This is a genomic window from Pseudomonas sp. NY15372 (assembly GCF_048068215.1).
Classification (GTDB): domain Bacteria; phylum Pseudomonadota; class Gammaproteobacteria; order Pseudomonadales; family Pseudomonadaceae; genus Aquipseudomonas; species Aquipseudomonas guariconensis_A.
This window is the reverse complement of the sequence record NZ_JBLUPY010000057.1, coordinates 1-14,735: the sequence shown is the minus strand read 5'-3', so window position 1 is coordinate 14,735 and position 14,735 is coordinate 1. Positions and strand designations below refer to the sequence as shown.

General features: G+C 63.4%; 11 protein-coding genes. 5 read left to right on the top strand and 6 right to left on the bottom strand.

Going from position 1 to position 14,735, the window contains the following annotated elements; genetic code table 11:
- Window positions 1-426 precede the first annotated feature (426 nt).
- Both ACNFG0_RS22130 and ACNFG0_RS22125 read left to right on the top strand, forming a co-directional pair.
- Complete coding sequence (locus ACNFG0_RS22130; protein ID WP_196146949.1) at window positions 427-1,605, top strand: MFS transporter; 1,179 nt, start codon at window positions 427-429, stop codon at window positions 1,603-1,605.
- Window positions 1,606-1,863: 258 nt separating this feature from the next.
- The gene (locus tag ACNFG0_RS22125) at window positions 1,864-5,340 is read left to right on the top strand and encodes a NahK/ErcS family hybrid sensor histidine kinase/response regulator (RefSeq protein ID WP_416766416.1); all 3,477 of its coding nucleotides are present in this window, start codon (window positions 1,864-1,866) and stop codon (window positions 5,338-5,340) included.
- Here the strand turns inward: ACNFG0_RS22125 and rmuC are convergent.
- Window positions 5,312-6,811, bottom strand: a complete 1,500-nt coding sequence (gene rmuC, locus ACNFG0_RS22120; protein WP_230381385.1) for a DNA recombination protein RmuC — start codon at window positions 6,809-6,811, stop codon at window positions 5,312-5,314. The genes ACNFG0_RS22125 and rmuC overlap by 29 nt on opposite strands.
- Window positions 6,812-6,967: 156 nt before the next feature.
- Window positions 6,968-7,381, bottom strand: coding sequence for a tetratricopeptide repeat protein (locus ACNFG0_RS22115; RefSeq protein WP_196156677.1), 414 nt, complete (start codon window positions 7,379-7,381; stop codon window positions 6,968-6,970).
- 945 nt (window positions 7,382-8,326) lie between these two features.
- Between ACNFG0_RS22115 and ACNFG0_RS22110 the strand changes: the two genes are divergently transcribed.
- The 3 genes from ACNFG0_RS22110 to ACNFG0_RS22100 all read left to right on the top strand — a co-directional run bounded on the left by ACNFG0_RS22110 (window position 8,327) and on the right by ACNFG0_RS22100 (window position 10,705).
- On the top strand, window positions 8,327-8,551 hold the full coding sequence (locus ACNFG0_RS22110) for a hypothetical protein (RefSeq protein ID WP_416766413.1): 225 nt from the start codon (window positions 8,327-8,329) through the stop codon (window positions 8,549-8,551).
- A 250-nt stretch (window positions 8,552-8,801) separates the two neighbouring features.
- Window positions 8,802-9,284: a hypothetical protein gene (locus ACNFG0_RS22105; protein WP_196146945.1), complete on the top strand. Its 483-nt coding sequence runs from the start codon at window positions 8,802-8,804 to the stop codon at window positions 9,282-9,284.
- Between the two features lie 146 nt (window positions 9,285-9,430).
- Window positions 9,431-10,705, top strand: a complete 1,275-nt coding sequence (locus tag ACNFG0_RS22100) for an OmpP1/FadL family transporter (protein ID WP_416766411.1) — start codon at window positions 9,431-9,433, stop codon at window positions 10,703-10,705.
- A 154-nt stretch (window positions 10,706-10,859) separates the two neighbouring features.
- Here the strand turns inward: ACNFG0_RS22100 and ACNFG0_RS22095 are convergent, their stop codons facing one another.
- The 4 genes from ACNFG0_RS22095 to ACNFG0_RS22080 form a co-directional block, all read right to left on the bottom strand.
- Window positions 10,860-11,411, bottom strand: coding sequence for a glutathione peroxidase (locus ACNFG0_RS22095; protein ID WP_196146943.1), 552 nt, complete (start codon window positions 11,409-11,411; stop codon window positions 10,860-10,862).
- A 163-nt stretch (window positions 11,412-11,574) separates the two neighbouring features.
- A complete protein-coding gene (locus ACNFG0_RS22090; protein WP_416766409.1) occupies window positions 11,575-12,777 on the bottom strand; it encodes an MFS transporter in 1,203 nt (400 codons plus the stop codon).
- Window positions 12,778-12,839: 62 nt separating this feature from the next.
- Window positions 12,840-13,244 (bottom strand): MarR family winged helix-turn-helix transcriptional regulator, encoded by a 405-nt coding sequence (locus tag ACNFG0_RS22085; protein ID WP_084858640.1) that lies wholly within the window; start codon window positions 13,242-13,244, stop codon window positions 12,840-12,842.
- A 54-nt stretch (window positions 13,245-13,298) separates the two neighbouring features.
- Window positions 13,299-14,477, bottom strand: a complete 1,179-nt coding sequence (locus tag ACNFG0_RS22080; RefSeq protein ID WP_416766406.1) for a glycoside hydrolase family 5 protein — start codon at window positions 14,475-14,477, stop codon at window positions 13,299-13,301.
- Window positions 14,478-14,735 lie beyond the last annotated feature (258 nt).

Below are 14,735 nucleotides of genomic sequence, written 5' to 3'. Positions count from 1 at the left end.
GCGGCGAAGGGCCATCCATGGCCCTGCGCCGCTTGCCGGGCATCCATGCCCGGCACCCACCTCCGTAATGCCTCCGCTCGGCCTCCTGACGTCGCGTTTGGCGGCGCCTGGACTATTGCGCATCGCAAGCAAAAGCAAAGGCAAAAGCCGGTCGGTAAAGCTATTTAGGACATCTCATTGGGGCTGCTACGCAGCCCATCGCGGGACAAGCCCGCTCAGGGGGGCGCCGCTAGCCGCTTGCTCTCTGCGCGACAGCGCAGCCCAGGAGGGCTGGGTGATCTCCAAAAAGCCCCACAAAATCACATAGTTATGGATCGTTCGATAGAAGCGAGTTCGTCCACGGTGGGGGCCATAGGAATACCACGACAGTTCGCGATCGCTCCCCTATGCTTGGCCACTGGCACCATACGACTACAAGGATGTTCGATGCTCGCCGCCCTCAAACGCTACCCCAGCTCCGTGCGCCTGCTGCTGGCCACCGGTTCGGTCCTGACCTTCGCCCGGGCAATCACCCTGCCTTACCTGGTGGTATACCTTGCCGACACCTTCCAGCTGGCAGTCGGCTCCATCGGCCTGCTGGTTGGCAGCGCCGTGATCCTCGCCTCCTTGCTTAGCCTGTACGGCGGCCACCTGGTCGACACCGTGCGCAACCATACACTGTTGCTCGGTGCCATCTCGGTATTCACCCTGGCCTTCCTCGGTGCCATTGCCAGCCGCTCGGCCGCGTTGTTCTTCGTCTGCCTGGTGGTGATCAACTTGGCCCTGGCGGTGGTCGACATCGCCGTGAAGTCGGGCTTCTGCGCCTTACTGCCGGAGGCCGAGCGTGCCGAGGTCTTCGCCATCAAATACACCTTGAGCAATATCGCCTACGCGGTCGGCCCCCTGCTTGGGGTGGCCCTGTTCGAACAGGGTGCCCACTTGCCCTTCCTGGTTTCCGCGCTGATCGGCCTGGGCATGGGCGGGCTCTATCATGGTTTGGGGGACCGACGCCTGCAGGTCGGTGCAAGCGTCCAGCACAACGCCGGCTTCGCCCAAGTCGCCCTGCGTCTGGCACAGGATCGCCGGCTGATCTGCTTCACCCTGGGCGGGATGCTGAGCGCGGTGGTATTCGGCCAATTCGGCGCCTACCTGTCCCAGTACCTGGTGGTGACCACCGACACCACGGAAGCGGCGCGACTGGTCGGCTACCTGATCACCACCAACGCCGTCACGGTGATCGCGTTCCAGTACCTGATCGGCCGACGCATCGACCGCCAGCGCCTGATGCCCTGGCTGCTGGCCGGGATGGCGCTGTTCATCCTCGGCTTGCTGGGGTTCTCCGTGGCCGGTTCCGCCCTGGCCTGGTGCCTGGCGATGGTGGTGTTCACCCTTGGCGAGATCATCGTGATCCCGGCCGAATACATGTTCATCGACCTGATCGCGCCTGAGCATCTGCGTGGCGTCTACTATGGGGCGCAGAACCTGTCCAACCTCGGAGCGGGATTGGGGCCGGCAATCGTCGGCTTTGCCCTGGGGCAGTGGGTACCGGCGGTAACCTTCTACCTGCTGGTGATGTCGGTGATACTGGCGGGGGTGTTCTATTGGCTGGGTACACGCAGGCCTTGATGTTGCCGGTGCCGGCCCCATCGCGGGACAGGTCGGACCGCCGCACCGCCGCTCCCACAGGGGGACTAGCGCTAGCCGCTTGTTCTTTGCGCGACAGCGCAGGCCGGAAGGGCTGGGTGATCTCCCGTAGAACAACGCATGGTGACCCCGAGTGTGCGACGTCCTGCCACTGCGACCATTGTCGGCGCTGACGAACCCCATTGGCCGTGCCAGACTGATTGATCGGGACCGCGTTTTCTTTTTTGCTCCGGAGTTTGCATGTCGTTGTCCAGCGGGCTGATCGCCGTGGTCGCCCTGGCCTATATGGCCATCATGTTCGCCATCGCCTTCTACGGCGACCGCCGCAGCACGCCGCTGCCGCCGCGCCTGCGCGCGTGGGTCTACAGCCTGTCGCTGGCGGTCTACTGCACCAGCTGGACCTTCTTCGGCGCAGTCGGCCAGGCCGCCGAACAGCTGTGGGCCTTCCTGCCGATCTACCTGGGGCCGGTCCTGCTGCTGGTCTTCGCACCCTGGGTGGTGCAGAAGATGGTGCTGATCAGCAAGCAGGAGAACATCACCTCGATCGCCGACTTCATCGCTGCCCGATACGGCAAGTCGCAATCCCTGGCGGTGGTGGTGGCGCTGATCTGCCTGGTCGGGGTGTTGCCGTACATCGCCTTGCAGCTCAAAGGCATCGTGCTGGGCGTCAACCTGCTGATCGGCGCCAACGCCGACGCCACGGGCACCCGGGTACAGGACACCGCGCTGGTGATCTCGCTGGTGCTGGCCCTGTTCGCCATTGTCTTCGGCACCCGAAGCCTGGATGTCACCGAGCACCACCGCGGCATGGTCTTGGCCATCGCCTTCGAGTCGCTGGTCAAACTGCTGGCATTTCTCGCCGTGGGCGCCTTCGTGGTGTTCAACCTCTACGACGGCTTCGACGACCTGTTCAACCAGGCGCGCCAGTCGGTGCACCTGGAAAGCTACTGGCAGGAGACGGTCAACTGGCCGTCGATGGTGGTGCAGACCGCCGTGGCGATGATGGCGATCATCTGCCTGCCGCGCCAGTTCCACGTGACCGTGGTGGAGAACATCGAACCCCAGGACATGCGCCTGGCGCGCTGGGTCTTCCCGCTGTACCTGGCCCTGGCCGCGCTGTTCGTGGTGCCGATCGCCCTGGCCGGACAGATGCTGCTGCCCGGCACAGTGATCTCCGACTCCTTCGTGATCAGCCTGCCCCTGGCCGAGGCCCACCCGAGCCTGGCGTTGCTGGCCTTCATCGGCGGCGCCTCGGCAGCCACTGGCATGGTCATCGTCGAGGCCGTGGCGCTGTCGACCATGGTCTCCAACGACATGCTGCTGCCCTGGCTGCTGCGGCGCAACAACGCCGAGCGCCCGTTCGAGGCGTTCCGCCACTGGATGCTCTCGGTACGGCGAGTGACCATCGTGGTCATCCTGCTGCTCGCCTATGTCAGCTATCGCCTGCTCGGCTCCACCGCGAGCCTGGCGACCATCGGCCAGATCGCCTTCGCCGCCGTGACCCAACTGACCCCGGCAATGCTCGGCGCACTGTACTGGAAACAGGCCAATCGCCGCGGTGTGTTCGCAGGCCTGGCGGCGGGGATCTTCCTGTGGTTCTACACCCTGGTGCTGCCGATCGCCGCACACAGCCTGGGCTGGTCGCTGCAACTGTTCCCTGGGCTGGGCTGGCTGCATGGCAACCCGCTGGATTTGCCCATCACACCGCTGACCCAAGGCGTGGTGCTGTCGCTGGCGGGCAACTTCATTCTCTTCGCCTGGGTCTCGATCCTTTCTCGCACGCGGGTATCGGAGCACTGGCAGGCCGGCCGCTTCATCGGCCAGCAGAGCAGCGCCCGGCCCAGCAGCCGCTCGCTGCTGGCCGTGCAGATCGACGACCTGCTCAAGCTGGCCGCACGCTTCGTCGGCGAAGAACGCGCACGGCAGAGCTTCATCCGCTTCGCCTATCGCCAGGGCAAGGGCTTCAACCCCAACCAGAACGCCGACGGCGACTGGATCGAACACACCGAGCGTCTGCTCGCCGGCGTGCTGGGCACCTCTTCGACCCGCGCGGTGGTCAAGGCGGCCATCGAGGGCCGCGAAATGCAGCTCGAAGACGTGGTGCGCATCGCCGACGAAGCCAGCGAGGTGTTGCAGTTCAACCGCGCCTTGCTGCAGGGCGCCATCGAGAACATCAACCAGGGCATCAGCGTGGTGGACCAGAACCTGCACCTGGTGGCCTGGAACCGGCGCTACCTGGAGCTGTTCAACTACCCCGACGGGCTGATCAGCGTCGGCCGGCCGATCGCCGACATCATCCGCTACAACGCCGAGCGTGGCCTGTGCGGCCCGGGCGAGGCGCAGGTGCATGTCGCCCGGCGCCTGCATTGGATGCGCCAGGGCCGTGCGCATACTTCCGAACGCCTGTTCCCCAATGGCCGGGTCATCGAACTGATCGGCAACCCCATGCCCGGTGGCGGCTTCGTCATGAGTTTCACCGACATCACCCCGTTCCGCGAGGCCGAACAGGCGCTCAAGGATGCCAACGAGGGCCTGGAACAGCGGGTCGCCGAGCGTACCCACGAGTTGTCGCAGCTCAACCAGGCGCTGTCGGAGGCCAAGAGCCGGGCCGAAGCGGTCAGCCAGTCCAAGACCCGCTTCCTGGCCGCGGTCAGCCACGACCTGATGCAACCGCTCAATGCCGCGCGGCTGTTCTCCGCCGCGCTGTCGCAACAGGACGAGGGCATGACCGACGAGGCCCGGCAACTGGTGCAGCATATGGACAGCTCGCTGCGCTCGGCCGAGGAGCTGATCAGCGACCTGCTGGATATCTCGCGCCTGGAGAACGGCAAGGTCACCCCCGACCCGAAACCGTTCGCCCTCAGCGAGCTGTTCGATACCCTGGGCACCGAGTTCAAGGTGCTGGCTGCGGAAAAGGGCCTCGAATTCCGTCTGCGCAGCAGCCGGTTGCGGGTCGACAGCGACATGAAGCTGCTGCGCCGGGTGCTGCAGAACTTCCTGACCAACGCCCTGCGCTATGGCAAGAGCCCGATCCTGCTGGGCGCACGCCGCCAGGGCGAGCGCCTGTGGCTGGAGGTGTGGGACCGTGGCCCGGGCATCGCCGACGACAAGCTGCAGGTGATCTTCCAGGAGTTCAAGCGCCTGGACAGCCACCAGACCCGCGCCGAGAAAGGCCTGGGCCTGGGCCTGGCCATCGCCGACGGCCTGTGCCGGGTGCTCGGGCACCCGCTGGAGGTGCGCTCCTGGCCCGGCAAGGGCAGCGTTTTCCGCGTCAGCGTGCCGATCGCCCGCAGCGCCGCCGCGCCGGCCCAGGCGCCGGTGGAACAGGCCAGCCAGCCGCTGGCCGGGCTGCAGGTGCTGTGCGTCGACAATGAAGACAGCATCCTTGTCGGCATGAACAGCCTGCTCGGCCGCTGGGGCTGCCAGGTCTGGACGGCGCGCAACCGCGAAGAATGCGAGGCGCTGCTGGGCAAAGGGATGCGCCCGCACCTGGCACTGGTGGACTACCACCTGGACGACGGCGAGACCGGCACCGGCCTGATGGCCTGGCTACGCACCCGCCTGGGCGAACCGGTGCCTGGCGTGGTGATCAGCGCCGATGGGCGCAACGAGACCATCGCCCAGGTCCATGCCGCTGGCCTCGACTACCTGGCAAAACCCGTCAAGCCGGCGGCCCTGCGCGCCCTGCTCAATCGCCATCTGAGCCTGGTTCAGTAAGCGCTTCGTCGGCCAGCACCCCATCGGCGAGGGCCCGCTCGAGCAGTTCGCTCGGTAGGCTCTTGCTGGCCCGGGCACCCAGCAGCTTGAGTTGCTCGCTGCGGCTGACCAGGTTGCCGCGCCCTTCACAGAGCTTGTTGCGCGCCGCGGCATAGGCTTTGTCCACCTGCTGCAGGCGGCTGCCCAGCTCGTCCAGGTCCTGGATGAACAGCACGAACTTGTCGTACAGCCAACCGGCGCGCTCGGCGATTTCCCGAGCGTTCTGGCTTTGGCGCTCTTGCTTCCACAGGCTGTCGATGACCCGCAGGGTGGCCAGCAACGTGGTGGGGCTGACGATCACGATCTGCCGGTCGAAGGCCTCCTGGAACAGGTTGGGCTCGGCCTGCAAGGCGGCGGAAAACGCCGCTTCGATGGGCACGAAGAGCAGGACGAAATCCAGGCTGTGCAGGCCGTCGAGGCGGTTGTAGTCCTTGCTGGACAAGCCTTTGACATGGCTGCGCAGCGACTGCACGTGCTGCTTGAGGGCCGCCTGGGCACTCTCGGCGTTGGGATCGCCGACAAATTGCTGGTACGCGGTCAGGCTGACCTTGGCGTCGACCACCACCTGTTTGTCGCCCGGCAGCATGATCAGCACGTCGGGCTGGTAGCGTTCGCCGTCGGCGCTTTTGAGGCTGACCTGGGTCTGGTACTCGCGGCCCTTTTCCAGGCCCGCATGCTCCAGCACCCGCTCCAGGATCAGTTCGCCCCAGTTGCCTTGGGTCTTCTGGCCCTTGAGCGCCTGGGTCAGGTTGGTGGCCTCGTCGGACAGGCGCAGGTTCAGCTGCTGCAGGCGCTCGAGTTCCTTGCCCAGGGAGAAGCGTTCGCGGGCTTCCTGCTGGTAGCTTTCCTCCACGCGCTTTTCGAAGGCCTGGATACGCTCCTTGAGTGGGTCGAGCAATTGGCCCAGATGCTGCTGGCTGGTCTGGGCGAAGCGCTGCTCGCGTTCATCGAAGATCTTGGTGGCCATTTCGGCGAACTGGGCACGCAAGGTATCGCGGGCCTGTTGCAGGTCTTCGAGGCGTTGCTGGTGGCTTTCCTGCTGTTCGCGCAGTTCGGCTTCCAGACGCGCGGCCTGGGCTTCCAGGCGGCGCAGTTCGGCCTCGCGGTTGGCCCGCTCCAACTGCCAGGCATGGGCGGCATCGCGGGCATTGTCGCGGTCGATCTGCAACAGCTCCAGTTCGCGGGCCTGGGCCGCCAGGGTGGTCTGCTTGACCACATTGGCTTCACTCAGGTCGCTGATTTCGTCCCGGCTGGCGTCCAGCTGCGCCTGCAGGCCTGCCTGGGCGAGCTGGGCACTGCCTAGGCGCTCTTCGAGAAGGGCCAGTTCCGCTTGCCGGGCAGACAGGCGCCGCTGCAGCTGCACTGCCCAGCCCAGGCAAGGAATGGCTGCGGCCACGAGGCCCAGCAGGATACTGGCAAGATCCACTGCCATAGCGACTCCAGTCGGTATTCGATAATGCCGTGCAGCTTATCAGGTGAGGGCTTGCAGTTCTTGGAGCGTTCGCCAAAGCCAGTGCGGGCCTGTGAGATCGCGCGCCGCGCGGGCGGCGCTCGGTCTTACAGGCGCTGATGTGCTACGGCGAACACGTCAGCTCAACTGCCCGAGCAACCGCCGTGCTTCCTGCGAGCCCTGCCCCGCCGCCAGTTCCAGCCAATAGCGCGCCTGTTCCGGCTCGCTGTGCTGGCACAACCTTCCAAACTCCAGCTGGGCACGGCGGTCACCCGACCGTGCAGCCTGGCGCAACAGTTCATGGCCGATGCGCCGGTCGCGGGCATTGCCACAGTCACGACACAGCATCTGCCCCAAGCGGCTCTGGGCCACCACCACGCCCTGGCGCGCCGGCTGCTTGAGCAGGCGGCCGGCCAGGTGCTTGACGCTGGGCTTGTCGCCCAGGCGCGGGCTGTCGAGCAGCCAAAGGGCCACTTTCAGGGAAAAGCGCTTGGAGGGGGTCACTGGCGAATGTGCAGCGGGGCTTGCGAGGGGTTTACCGCGAAACTTCATGAGCAACAGCGAAGGCAATTCGAAAGGCGCGCACTCTACTGCATTTTTTTACTCATGGCCCAGTCGAATCCTAAAGATGTAAAAAAAAATTCGATGATCTTTTCTTGACGTTTTTGCTGGATGCATCCTTCTACGAAACCGGACGACTGATCGTCGGACAATCGGAAATCAGCTGGCACGCCCGTCCTAGAGCAAGCGCTCGGGACAATCCACAGAAGCTGTGGATAACTCAGTGGACAACCCGCCCGACAAGTCTCCAAACCCCGATGGAATGGGGCTTTCGCTCAAACTGACGATTTTTTCACCAGTAAAAATTAGTGTTTTTTTTCATTGACTTAAGTATTCAGTCAAGGCATTGGCGAGCTCGCGGCCACACGTTGCCAAGTCGTTACAAGTCACACCCGCTGTGTGTACAAGTGCGCTGCGAGCATTCAATTGGATGGGAAAGACCCTCGATCCTCCGAGCCGGTCGCACGTTAGCCCCCCTTCACAGCACGGTGAATAAAAGCCATACTGCTCGGCTCGCCTGGCAAAACCCGAAATTGCTTGCCAGGTGCAGGGCTTTCCTGTAGTGTGCGCCTCGTTAGTACCCAGCTGAAAGTCAATTCTGGCCAATGTGTCCTTGTAGTGCCTCTCGCCCCACGAGCAGCCATTGCTGAAACCAGGACCGGCCCCTTCGATGATTCACTCGGCAGTAAACCTGCTCCAGCGCGAATCACGCGACAGATTGATCGGGATCTTCACCCAGAGGCATCGAACCTTGGCCCTGGTGTGCCTGCCCGCCTTCTGAAGTACCTACCAGTCAGCCCAGCGCCCACATTTGCTTGCGCCTTATCTGGCTGCCCTGTTCCAGTCAGGTTCTTCGTCCCTTAATAAAGGCGTCACTGGAACGTTTCTAGAATGCACGGATCGAAATCCGTGTTTAAAGCAGGAACATCCAACAATATGAACACTCATCATCAGATCCAAACCGCCATCGGCACCCTGTCCCAGGCCTTCGCGCCGTTGAAATGCGTGATCGTCGCCCCCCGCAAGGGCAGCTTCAGCTTCACCTTGGTCGACGAACATGGCATCGCCTGCCATACCGAACGCCTGTACCCGGAACAATACAGCCGCGTCGCTCCGTTGCAGGCTGTCATCGAACGGACCCGCCAGTCGCTGGCCGCGTGAGCGGCCTGTTTCGGCGCATTCAGGCGCACGATAGCCCCTTCCCTTCGCTTCCTGATCGTTCTTGGCGTAATTGCTTCAAGGCATATGCGCCAGGGCGACGGGCAGCAATCGATTTAAAAACAGCCCTTTACACCACGATTATCACACTACACTTCAACTCGAGCGGTGCGAACCGCTTCCGGCGGGCCTGATCAATTCACCAGCTGCCAAGCTCCAGTGCCCGTCGGCCCTTAACTGATCGAGGGCAATCATGGGTATCGCGGCTAAAGAGTTGTGTCAGTATGTGATTCGTCCGACCCTGATCTACTTGGGCCGTCACAGCCAAAGCGCCGAAGCCTTGCTGCTGGGCGTTGCTGCCAGCCAATCGGCCTTGGGCTCGGCACTGCACGACCGGCGAGGCCATGGTCTCTACCTGATCGGCGAAGCCCGCCATCAGGAGCTCTGGGACGACTTCCTGGCACGCGACCCGGACCTTGCCAGCCTGGTCCGCGGCCTGGCCAGCCAACACGCCTTTCTGCGCGGGCCACACCTGGAGCTCGCGGTCAACCTGCGTTATTCCACCGCCATCGCCTGGATGCTCATCGAGGAGCAAGCGATGCCCTTACCTGCGCCGAACGATCTGTTGGGTCTGGCGCGGATCTGGCGACAGATCTTCCACCCTCAGGGGCGCCTGCGGGATTTCACCCAGGCCTGGCATTTGTGCGTGGATCCGATTTTATCCCAGGCATCTTAAGACGCGTCTTACAAATAACCGGAAAAAAGGGAATTTTGGTCGGATTGTCCTACAAAACCACGCTAACTGCTGCGATTAACGCTATAGCGCCGCGCGTGATTTGTTGGTAGCTTTTCGCCCCGGAGATCCCAAGGAGTTTCACAATAATGAAAAAAGCAATGCTCAAAACCTCCCTCGGTGTAGCCGTCGCCCTCGCATCCAGCCAACTGTTCGCTGCGGGCTTCGCCCTCAACGAACAAAGCGTCAGCGGCATGGGGACAGGTTTCGCGGGACGTTCGTCTTCTGCCGAAGATGCCAGCACTGTATTCGGCAACCCTGCCGGCATGTCGCGCCTCAAGCGCGAACAGATCACCGTCGGGGGCGCAGCGGTCATTGCCAAGTCCGATATTTCGGGACCAGGCAGTAATTTTGGGGGCGAAACCGACGGCGACATGGTGCCGACCGTTGGTGTGCCGATGGGTTACTACGTCAAGCCGATCGATGAGCACTGGAGCGTAGGTTTCGGCGTCTATGTGCCATTCGGCCTGGTCACCGACTACGGCAGCGATGATGCCGCACGCTACTGGGGCAAGAAGAGCCACGTCGAAGTCATCACCTTCCAGCCAACCGTCAGCTATGCCTTCAATGACAAGGTGTCGATCGGTTTCGGCCCGACCTTCAATCGCATCAAGGGTGAACTGGGTTCGAATCTCGTCAACCCAATGGGTCCTCCCGGTTCGAATGATGGCGAAGTGAAAATCAAGGGTGACGATACTGCGGTCGGCTACAACATCGGTATCTTGGTCCAAGCCACGGATCGCACCCGTGTAGGCCTGACCTATCATTCGATGGTCGATTACAAGCTTGAAGGCAAAACGAAGGTCAGCCTTCCGGCGGTAGGGCTCGATGGCAACAAGTTCGACGCCAGTCTGAAGATCAAGACTCCCGAGTCGGTAGACCTCTCGATCACTCATGAACTGAACGATCAGTGGACTTTGTATGCAGGTAGCACCTGGACTCGCTGGAGCCGCCTGGAAAATATCACTGTAAATACTGACATTCCTGCCGGCCCAGTCGGAATATGGGATAGCAACTTCGGCACCATCACCGAAGAGCAGAACTGGCATGACACCTGGGCACACGCCATTGGCGCGTCCTACAAGGTGAACAAGGAGTGGACCCTGCGCGCAGGCTTCTCTGTCGACCAGTCGCCGACCAACAACCATGACCGTTCGCCACGCATCCCGACCGGCGATCGCAAGGCGGTCAGCTTCGGCGCGGGCTGGAGCCCGAACGACGACATGACCATCGACCTGGCTTATTCCTACTTGTGGGAAGAGGACACCAAAGTGAACCAAGTCAGTGCAAGCAAAGGCTCTTACCAGGCCAAGTACGAAAACAGCGCTCACGGTATCGGTGCTTCGCTCACCTACCGCTTCTGAGTCGTTCGTTTGAATGATCGGGGCCGTTAGGCGCCCCATCGCGGCACAAGGCCGCTTCTACAGGATCACACACCTTGCCAATGGCGGGTTCCTGTAGGAGCGGCCTTGTGCCACGATGGGGCGTGTAGCGGCCCCGGTGATGTCCGCATGAAGCTCAAGGCTGCGAGGCGATGGCTTTTTCGATTGCCGCCTGAAATGCCGGGTCGTCAGGCTTGGTCAGGCTGGAGAAATTGGCGATCACTTTGCCCCGGCGATCCACCACGTATTTGTAGAAATTCCATTTCGGCGCACTGCTCTGGCGCGCCAGTTCGCTGAACAGCGGCACCGCATCCTTGCCACGCACCGCCTGGGCCTTGGTCATGGTGAAGGTGACGCCGTAATTGGCATAGCAGACCTTGGCGGTCTTCTCGCTGTCGGCATCTTCCTGCTTGAAATCGTTCGACGGCACGCCGAGCATCTCCAGGCCTTGCTCGTGGTATTGCTTGTAGGTCGCCTCCAAGCCCTCGAACTGTGGGGCGAAGCCGCAATAGCTCGCGGTGTTCACCACCACCAGGGGCTTGCCGGCGAAGCGCTGGCACAGATCGACCTGCTCTTTGCCGCGCAGTTCGGGCAGGCTGCCCTGCAACAACGCCGGGCAATCCGCCGCCCAACTCGAGGTGGCGGCGGCCAGGGCCAACAACGGAAAGGCAAGCCAGCGCATGGGCATCGTTCGGTACTCCTGCAAAATGAAATCCTTGCCTTGCAGGGTAGCGCCTAACAAGCACCCATGCCCAACTGCATCAACGCCAGCCCGCCTTCGTGCCAACCCCACCAGGCCAATACCAGAACCAGCAGCGCACCCGCCGCCAATAGCCAGCGCGCCCATCGGCTCATGCGGCCCGGGCCTGCAGGCGTGCGACTGGACGCTCGCGCACCGGCCAGCTGAGGGCCGCGGCCATCAGGCTGAGCAGGATCGAGATCTGCCAGACTAGCTCATAGCTGCCGGTTCGGTCATACACCACACCGCCCAGCCAGCCCCCGAGGAAGGCTCCCAGTTGATGGAACAGGAAGACGATGCCGCCAAGCATGGACAGGTTGCGTACGCCGAACACCGTGGCCACCGTGCCGTTGGTCAGGGGCACCGTGGACAGCCACAGCAGGCCCATGGCGATGCCGAACAGGTAGGCGCTGGCCTGGGTCACCGGCGCCCACAGGAACAGCACGATCACCACCGCCCGCAACAGGTACAACCCGGTGAGCAGGCGCGGCTTGGACATGCGCCCGCCCAGCCAACCGGCCGTGTAGGTACCGACGATATTGAACAACCCGACCAGCGCCAGCACGGTGGTACCGGTGGTGGCCGGCAAATGCTGGTCCACCAGGTAGGCCGGCAGGTGCACGCCGATGAACACCACCTGGAAGCCGCAGACGAAAAAGCCCAGAGCCAGCAGCCAGAAACCCGGGTGCGAGCAGGCCTCCTGCAGGGCCTGGCCGAGGCTTTGTTCGCCACCGTGACTGGGCAGCGGACGGTCTTTCAGCATACCTACGAACGGCACGATCAGCGCCACCAGCAGCCCCAGCACGAGCAAGGCTGCGGACCAGCCCAGCCACTGGATCAGGCCGAGCGTGCCCGGCAGCATGGCGAACTGGCCGAACGAGCCGGCGGCACTGGCGATACCCATGGCCAGGCTGCGCTTTTCCGGCGGCACGGCCCGCCCCACGACCCCGAGCAGGACCGAGAAGGACGTGCCGGACAGCCCGATGCCGATCAGCAATCCGGCGCTGAGCGACAGCGACCAGGCCGAGTCGGCCATGCCCATCAGGATCAGGCCCGCGGTGTAGAGAATGCCGCCGATGATCACCACCCGTGCCGCGCCCAGGCGGTCTGCCAGCGCCCCGGCGAACGGCTGGGCCAGGCCCCAGATCAGGTTCTGCAAGGCAATAGCGAAGGCGAACACTTCACGCCCCCAGCCGAACTCGGCACTCATCGGTGCCAGGAACAGGCCAAAGCCGTGCCGCACCCCCAGGGACAGGGCAAGAATCAGCGCCGCGCCCAACAACACCCACCCGCTGGTTCGCCATACCGAAGTCATTGTGGTTATCTCCAGCACATCGCAAGGTTATACGGGTATATACCCGCTTTTAATCGAAGGCTTTACGCCAAACGTTCCAATAGCCGCACCAACACATCCCGCTGCCCTTCTCCCAGACGCTCTACGAGCTCACGCTGGGCCTGCTCCCAGGCCGGATGCGCGGCCTGCAGCAAGGCCTTGCCCGCCGCGGTCAGCAACACCAGGCGGTTGCGCTGATCGTCGCCATCGGCCAGGGCCACCCACCCTTCGGCCTCCAGCACCCGCAGGTTTCGCCCCAGGGTGCTGCGGTCCAGGCCCATGGCTTCGGCCAAGGTGGTGATGCTTGGCCGGTCGAGCCGCTGCAAATGACGAAGCAGGGAAAACTGCGCGACATTGACACCGAAGCCCACTAGGGCTTCGTCGTAGTGTCGGCTCACCCCACGGGCAGCGCGGCGCAGATGGGTACAGATGCATTCGCTGGTCAACATGAATCCGTGTATATACCCGCACCTTGTATGTTGCAAGACATTTCGTATCGCCGATCAGCGAGCCAGGCGCTGGCGGATCGGCTCGAACTCGGCCGTGGCCTGCCGTGCCAGCGGGTCCGGCTCGCCCTTCTCGATCGCCTGCCAGTAGCGCCAGGGCACCTTGGCCGAACCCAGCTCGTAGTCCATGCCGTCCCAGTTGTCCTCGCGAAAACTGTAGAACGCCCAGTGCAGCTTGTTGTGGTCCAGGACGGTGAGTACATCCTCCAGGTACTGCTTGCACCCCGCGAGCCGGCGCATGCAGCCGAACTCGCCCACCACCAGGCGCGAACGCGGGATCTTCATGTCATCCGCCCAAGTCAGGGGTTGCTGCAGGTACTCGGCCACGCGCTTGGTGCCCCATTGCTCACGCTTGCCGCCGAAAGGCGCAGGCCCCGGGTAAGGTATGGGTTGCTTGCGGGCCATGTTCGGCGCACTGGTGGCTTGATAGGGCTCGTACATGTGCAGGCTGTAGAGCACCCGCGCATCTTGCAGCGGCGCCGGCCAGTAGCCGAAGGCATCGGCGGCGGCGTACCAGCCGGCATCGAGCATGACCGGGGTGACGGCGTCGACTTCACGGATGGCCGCCACCACCTGGCGGTAGAACGCAGGCAGGTCGCGCGCGCTGCCTTGCGCCTGGGCATACCACTGGCGCATATGGCCAGGCTCTGCATGTTCGGCCAGGCCGCCCTGCTTTTCCGGGGCGGGTTCGTTGATCAGGTTGTAGGCCGCCACGGCCGGGTGGTCCTTGAGCGCAAGGGCCAGATCGCGCCAGAAATCGGCGGCCTGAGCCCAGTAGGCCTTGTCTTGCCAGAGGCGGTCGTCGAACCTGCCCTGGTTGTTCTGCGACCAACGCATGCCGGGCAGCGAAAGCGGTGCGATCACGACCTTGAGGCCGGCGGCGTGGGCGTTGTCCAGGGTGGCCTTGAGCTGTGCCAGGTCGGCAGCCACGAGGCCCTTGTAGGCATCGGCATCGCCCATCAGGAAGTCGCGCCGCTCGGGCTTCCATTTGTCGTAGGACAGCCGGACCCAGGTGGCGCCATAGCCTTTGAGCGCCTCGAAGTACGCTTGGTCAGGCGGGAGTCGGTTGAAGCTGTTGCCTCCGTGACGTGGTGTGTCCCAGAAGTCGATAAGGTCGGCGGCCGTGATAGGCAAGCTGGTCAGCGCGAGGGCGCTGGCGAGTATCCAGTGGCGCATGCGAAGGTTCTCTGGTCGGTTGAGAAGCTCGCGAGCATACGCCTGCCTTGGTTGGGAAACCGTTCAGGTACGTTGCGGAAAGTTGCAGGATGATGCTGGCAATACCGGCCCCATCGCCGGCAAGCCGGCCCACCAGGCCTGCGCTGATGTGGGAGATTCTATGGTTGTGGGCAAGCCGGCTCCCACTGGTGCAGCGCCAACCACACCCTGTGGGAGCCGGCTTGCCGGCGATGAAGACAACCCTTTACCCAAAGCCAG

Bases quoted from the DNA above. Each gene is read 5' to 3' on its own strand.
- ACNFG0_RS22130 (WP_196146949.1), top strand. From the start codon at position 427: ATGCTCGCCGCCCTCAAACGCTACCCCAGCTCCGTGCGCCTGCTGCTG.
- ACNFG0_RS22125 (WP_416766416.1), top strand. From the start codon at position 1,864: ATGTCGTTGTCCAGCGGGCTGATCGCCGTGGTCGCCCTGGCCTATATG.
- rmuC (WP_230381385.1), bottom strand. From the start codon at position 6,811: ATGGCAGTGGATCTTGCCAGTATCCTGCTGGGCCTCGTGGCCGCAGCC.
- ACNFG0_RS22115 (WP_196156677.1), bottom strand. From the start codon at position 7,381: ATGAAGTTTCGCGGTAAACCCCTCGCAAGCCCCGCTGCACATTCGCCA.
- ACNFG0_RS22110 (WP_416766413.1), top strand. From the start codon at position 8,327: ATGAACACTCATCATCAGATCCAAACCGCCATCGGCACCCTGTCCCAG.
- ACNFG0_RS22105 (WP_196146945.1), top strand. From the start codon at position 8,802: ATGGGTATCGCGGCTAAAGAGTTGTGTCAGTATGTGATTCGTCCGACC.
- ACNFG0_RS22100 (WP_416766411.1), top strand. From the start codon at position 9,431: ATGAAAAAAGCAATGCTCAAAACCTCCCTCGGTGTAGCCGTCGCCCTC.
- ACNFG0_RS22095 (WP_196146943.1), bottom strand. From the start codon at position 11,411: ATGCCCATGCGCTGGCTTGCCTTTCCGTTGTTGGCCCTGGCCGCCGCC.
- ACNFG0_RS22090 (WP_416766409.1), bottom strand. From the start codon at position 12,777: ATGACTTCGGTATGGCGAACCAGCGGGTGGGTGTTGTTGGGCGCGGCG.
- ACNFG0_RS22085 (WP_084858640.1), bottom strand. From the start codon at position 13,244: ATGTTGACCAGCGAATGCATCTGTACCCATCTGCGCCGCGCTGCCCGT.
- ACNFG0_RS22080 (WP_416766406.1), bottom strand. From the start codon at position 14,477: ATGCGCCACTGGATACTCGCCAGCGCCCTCGCGCTGACCAGCTTGCCT.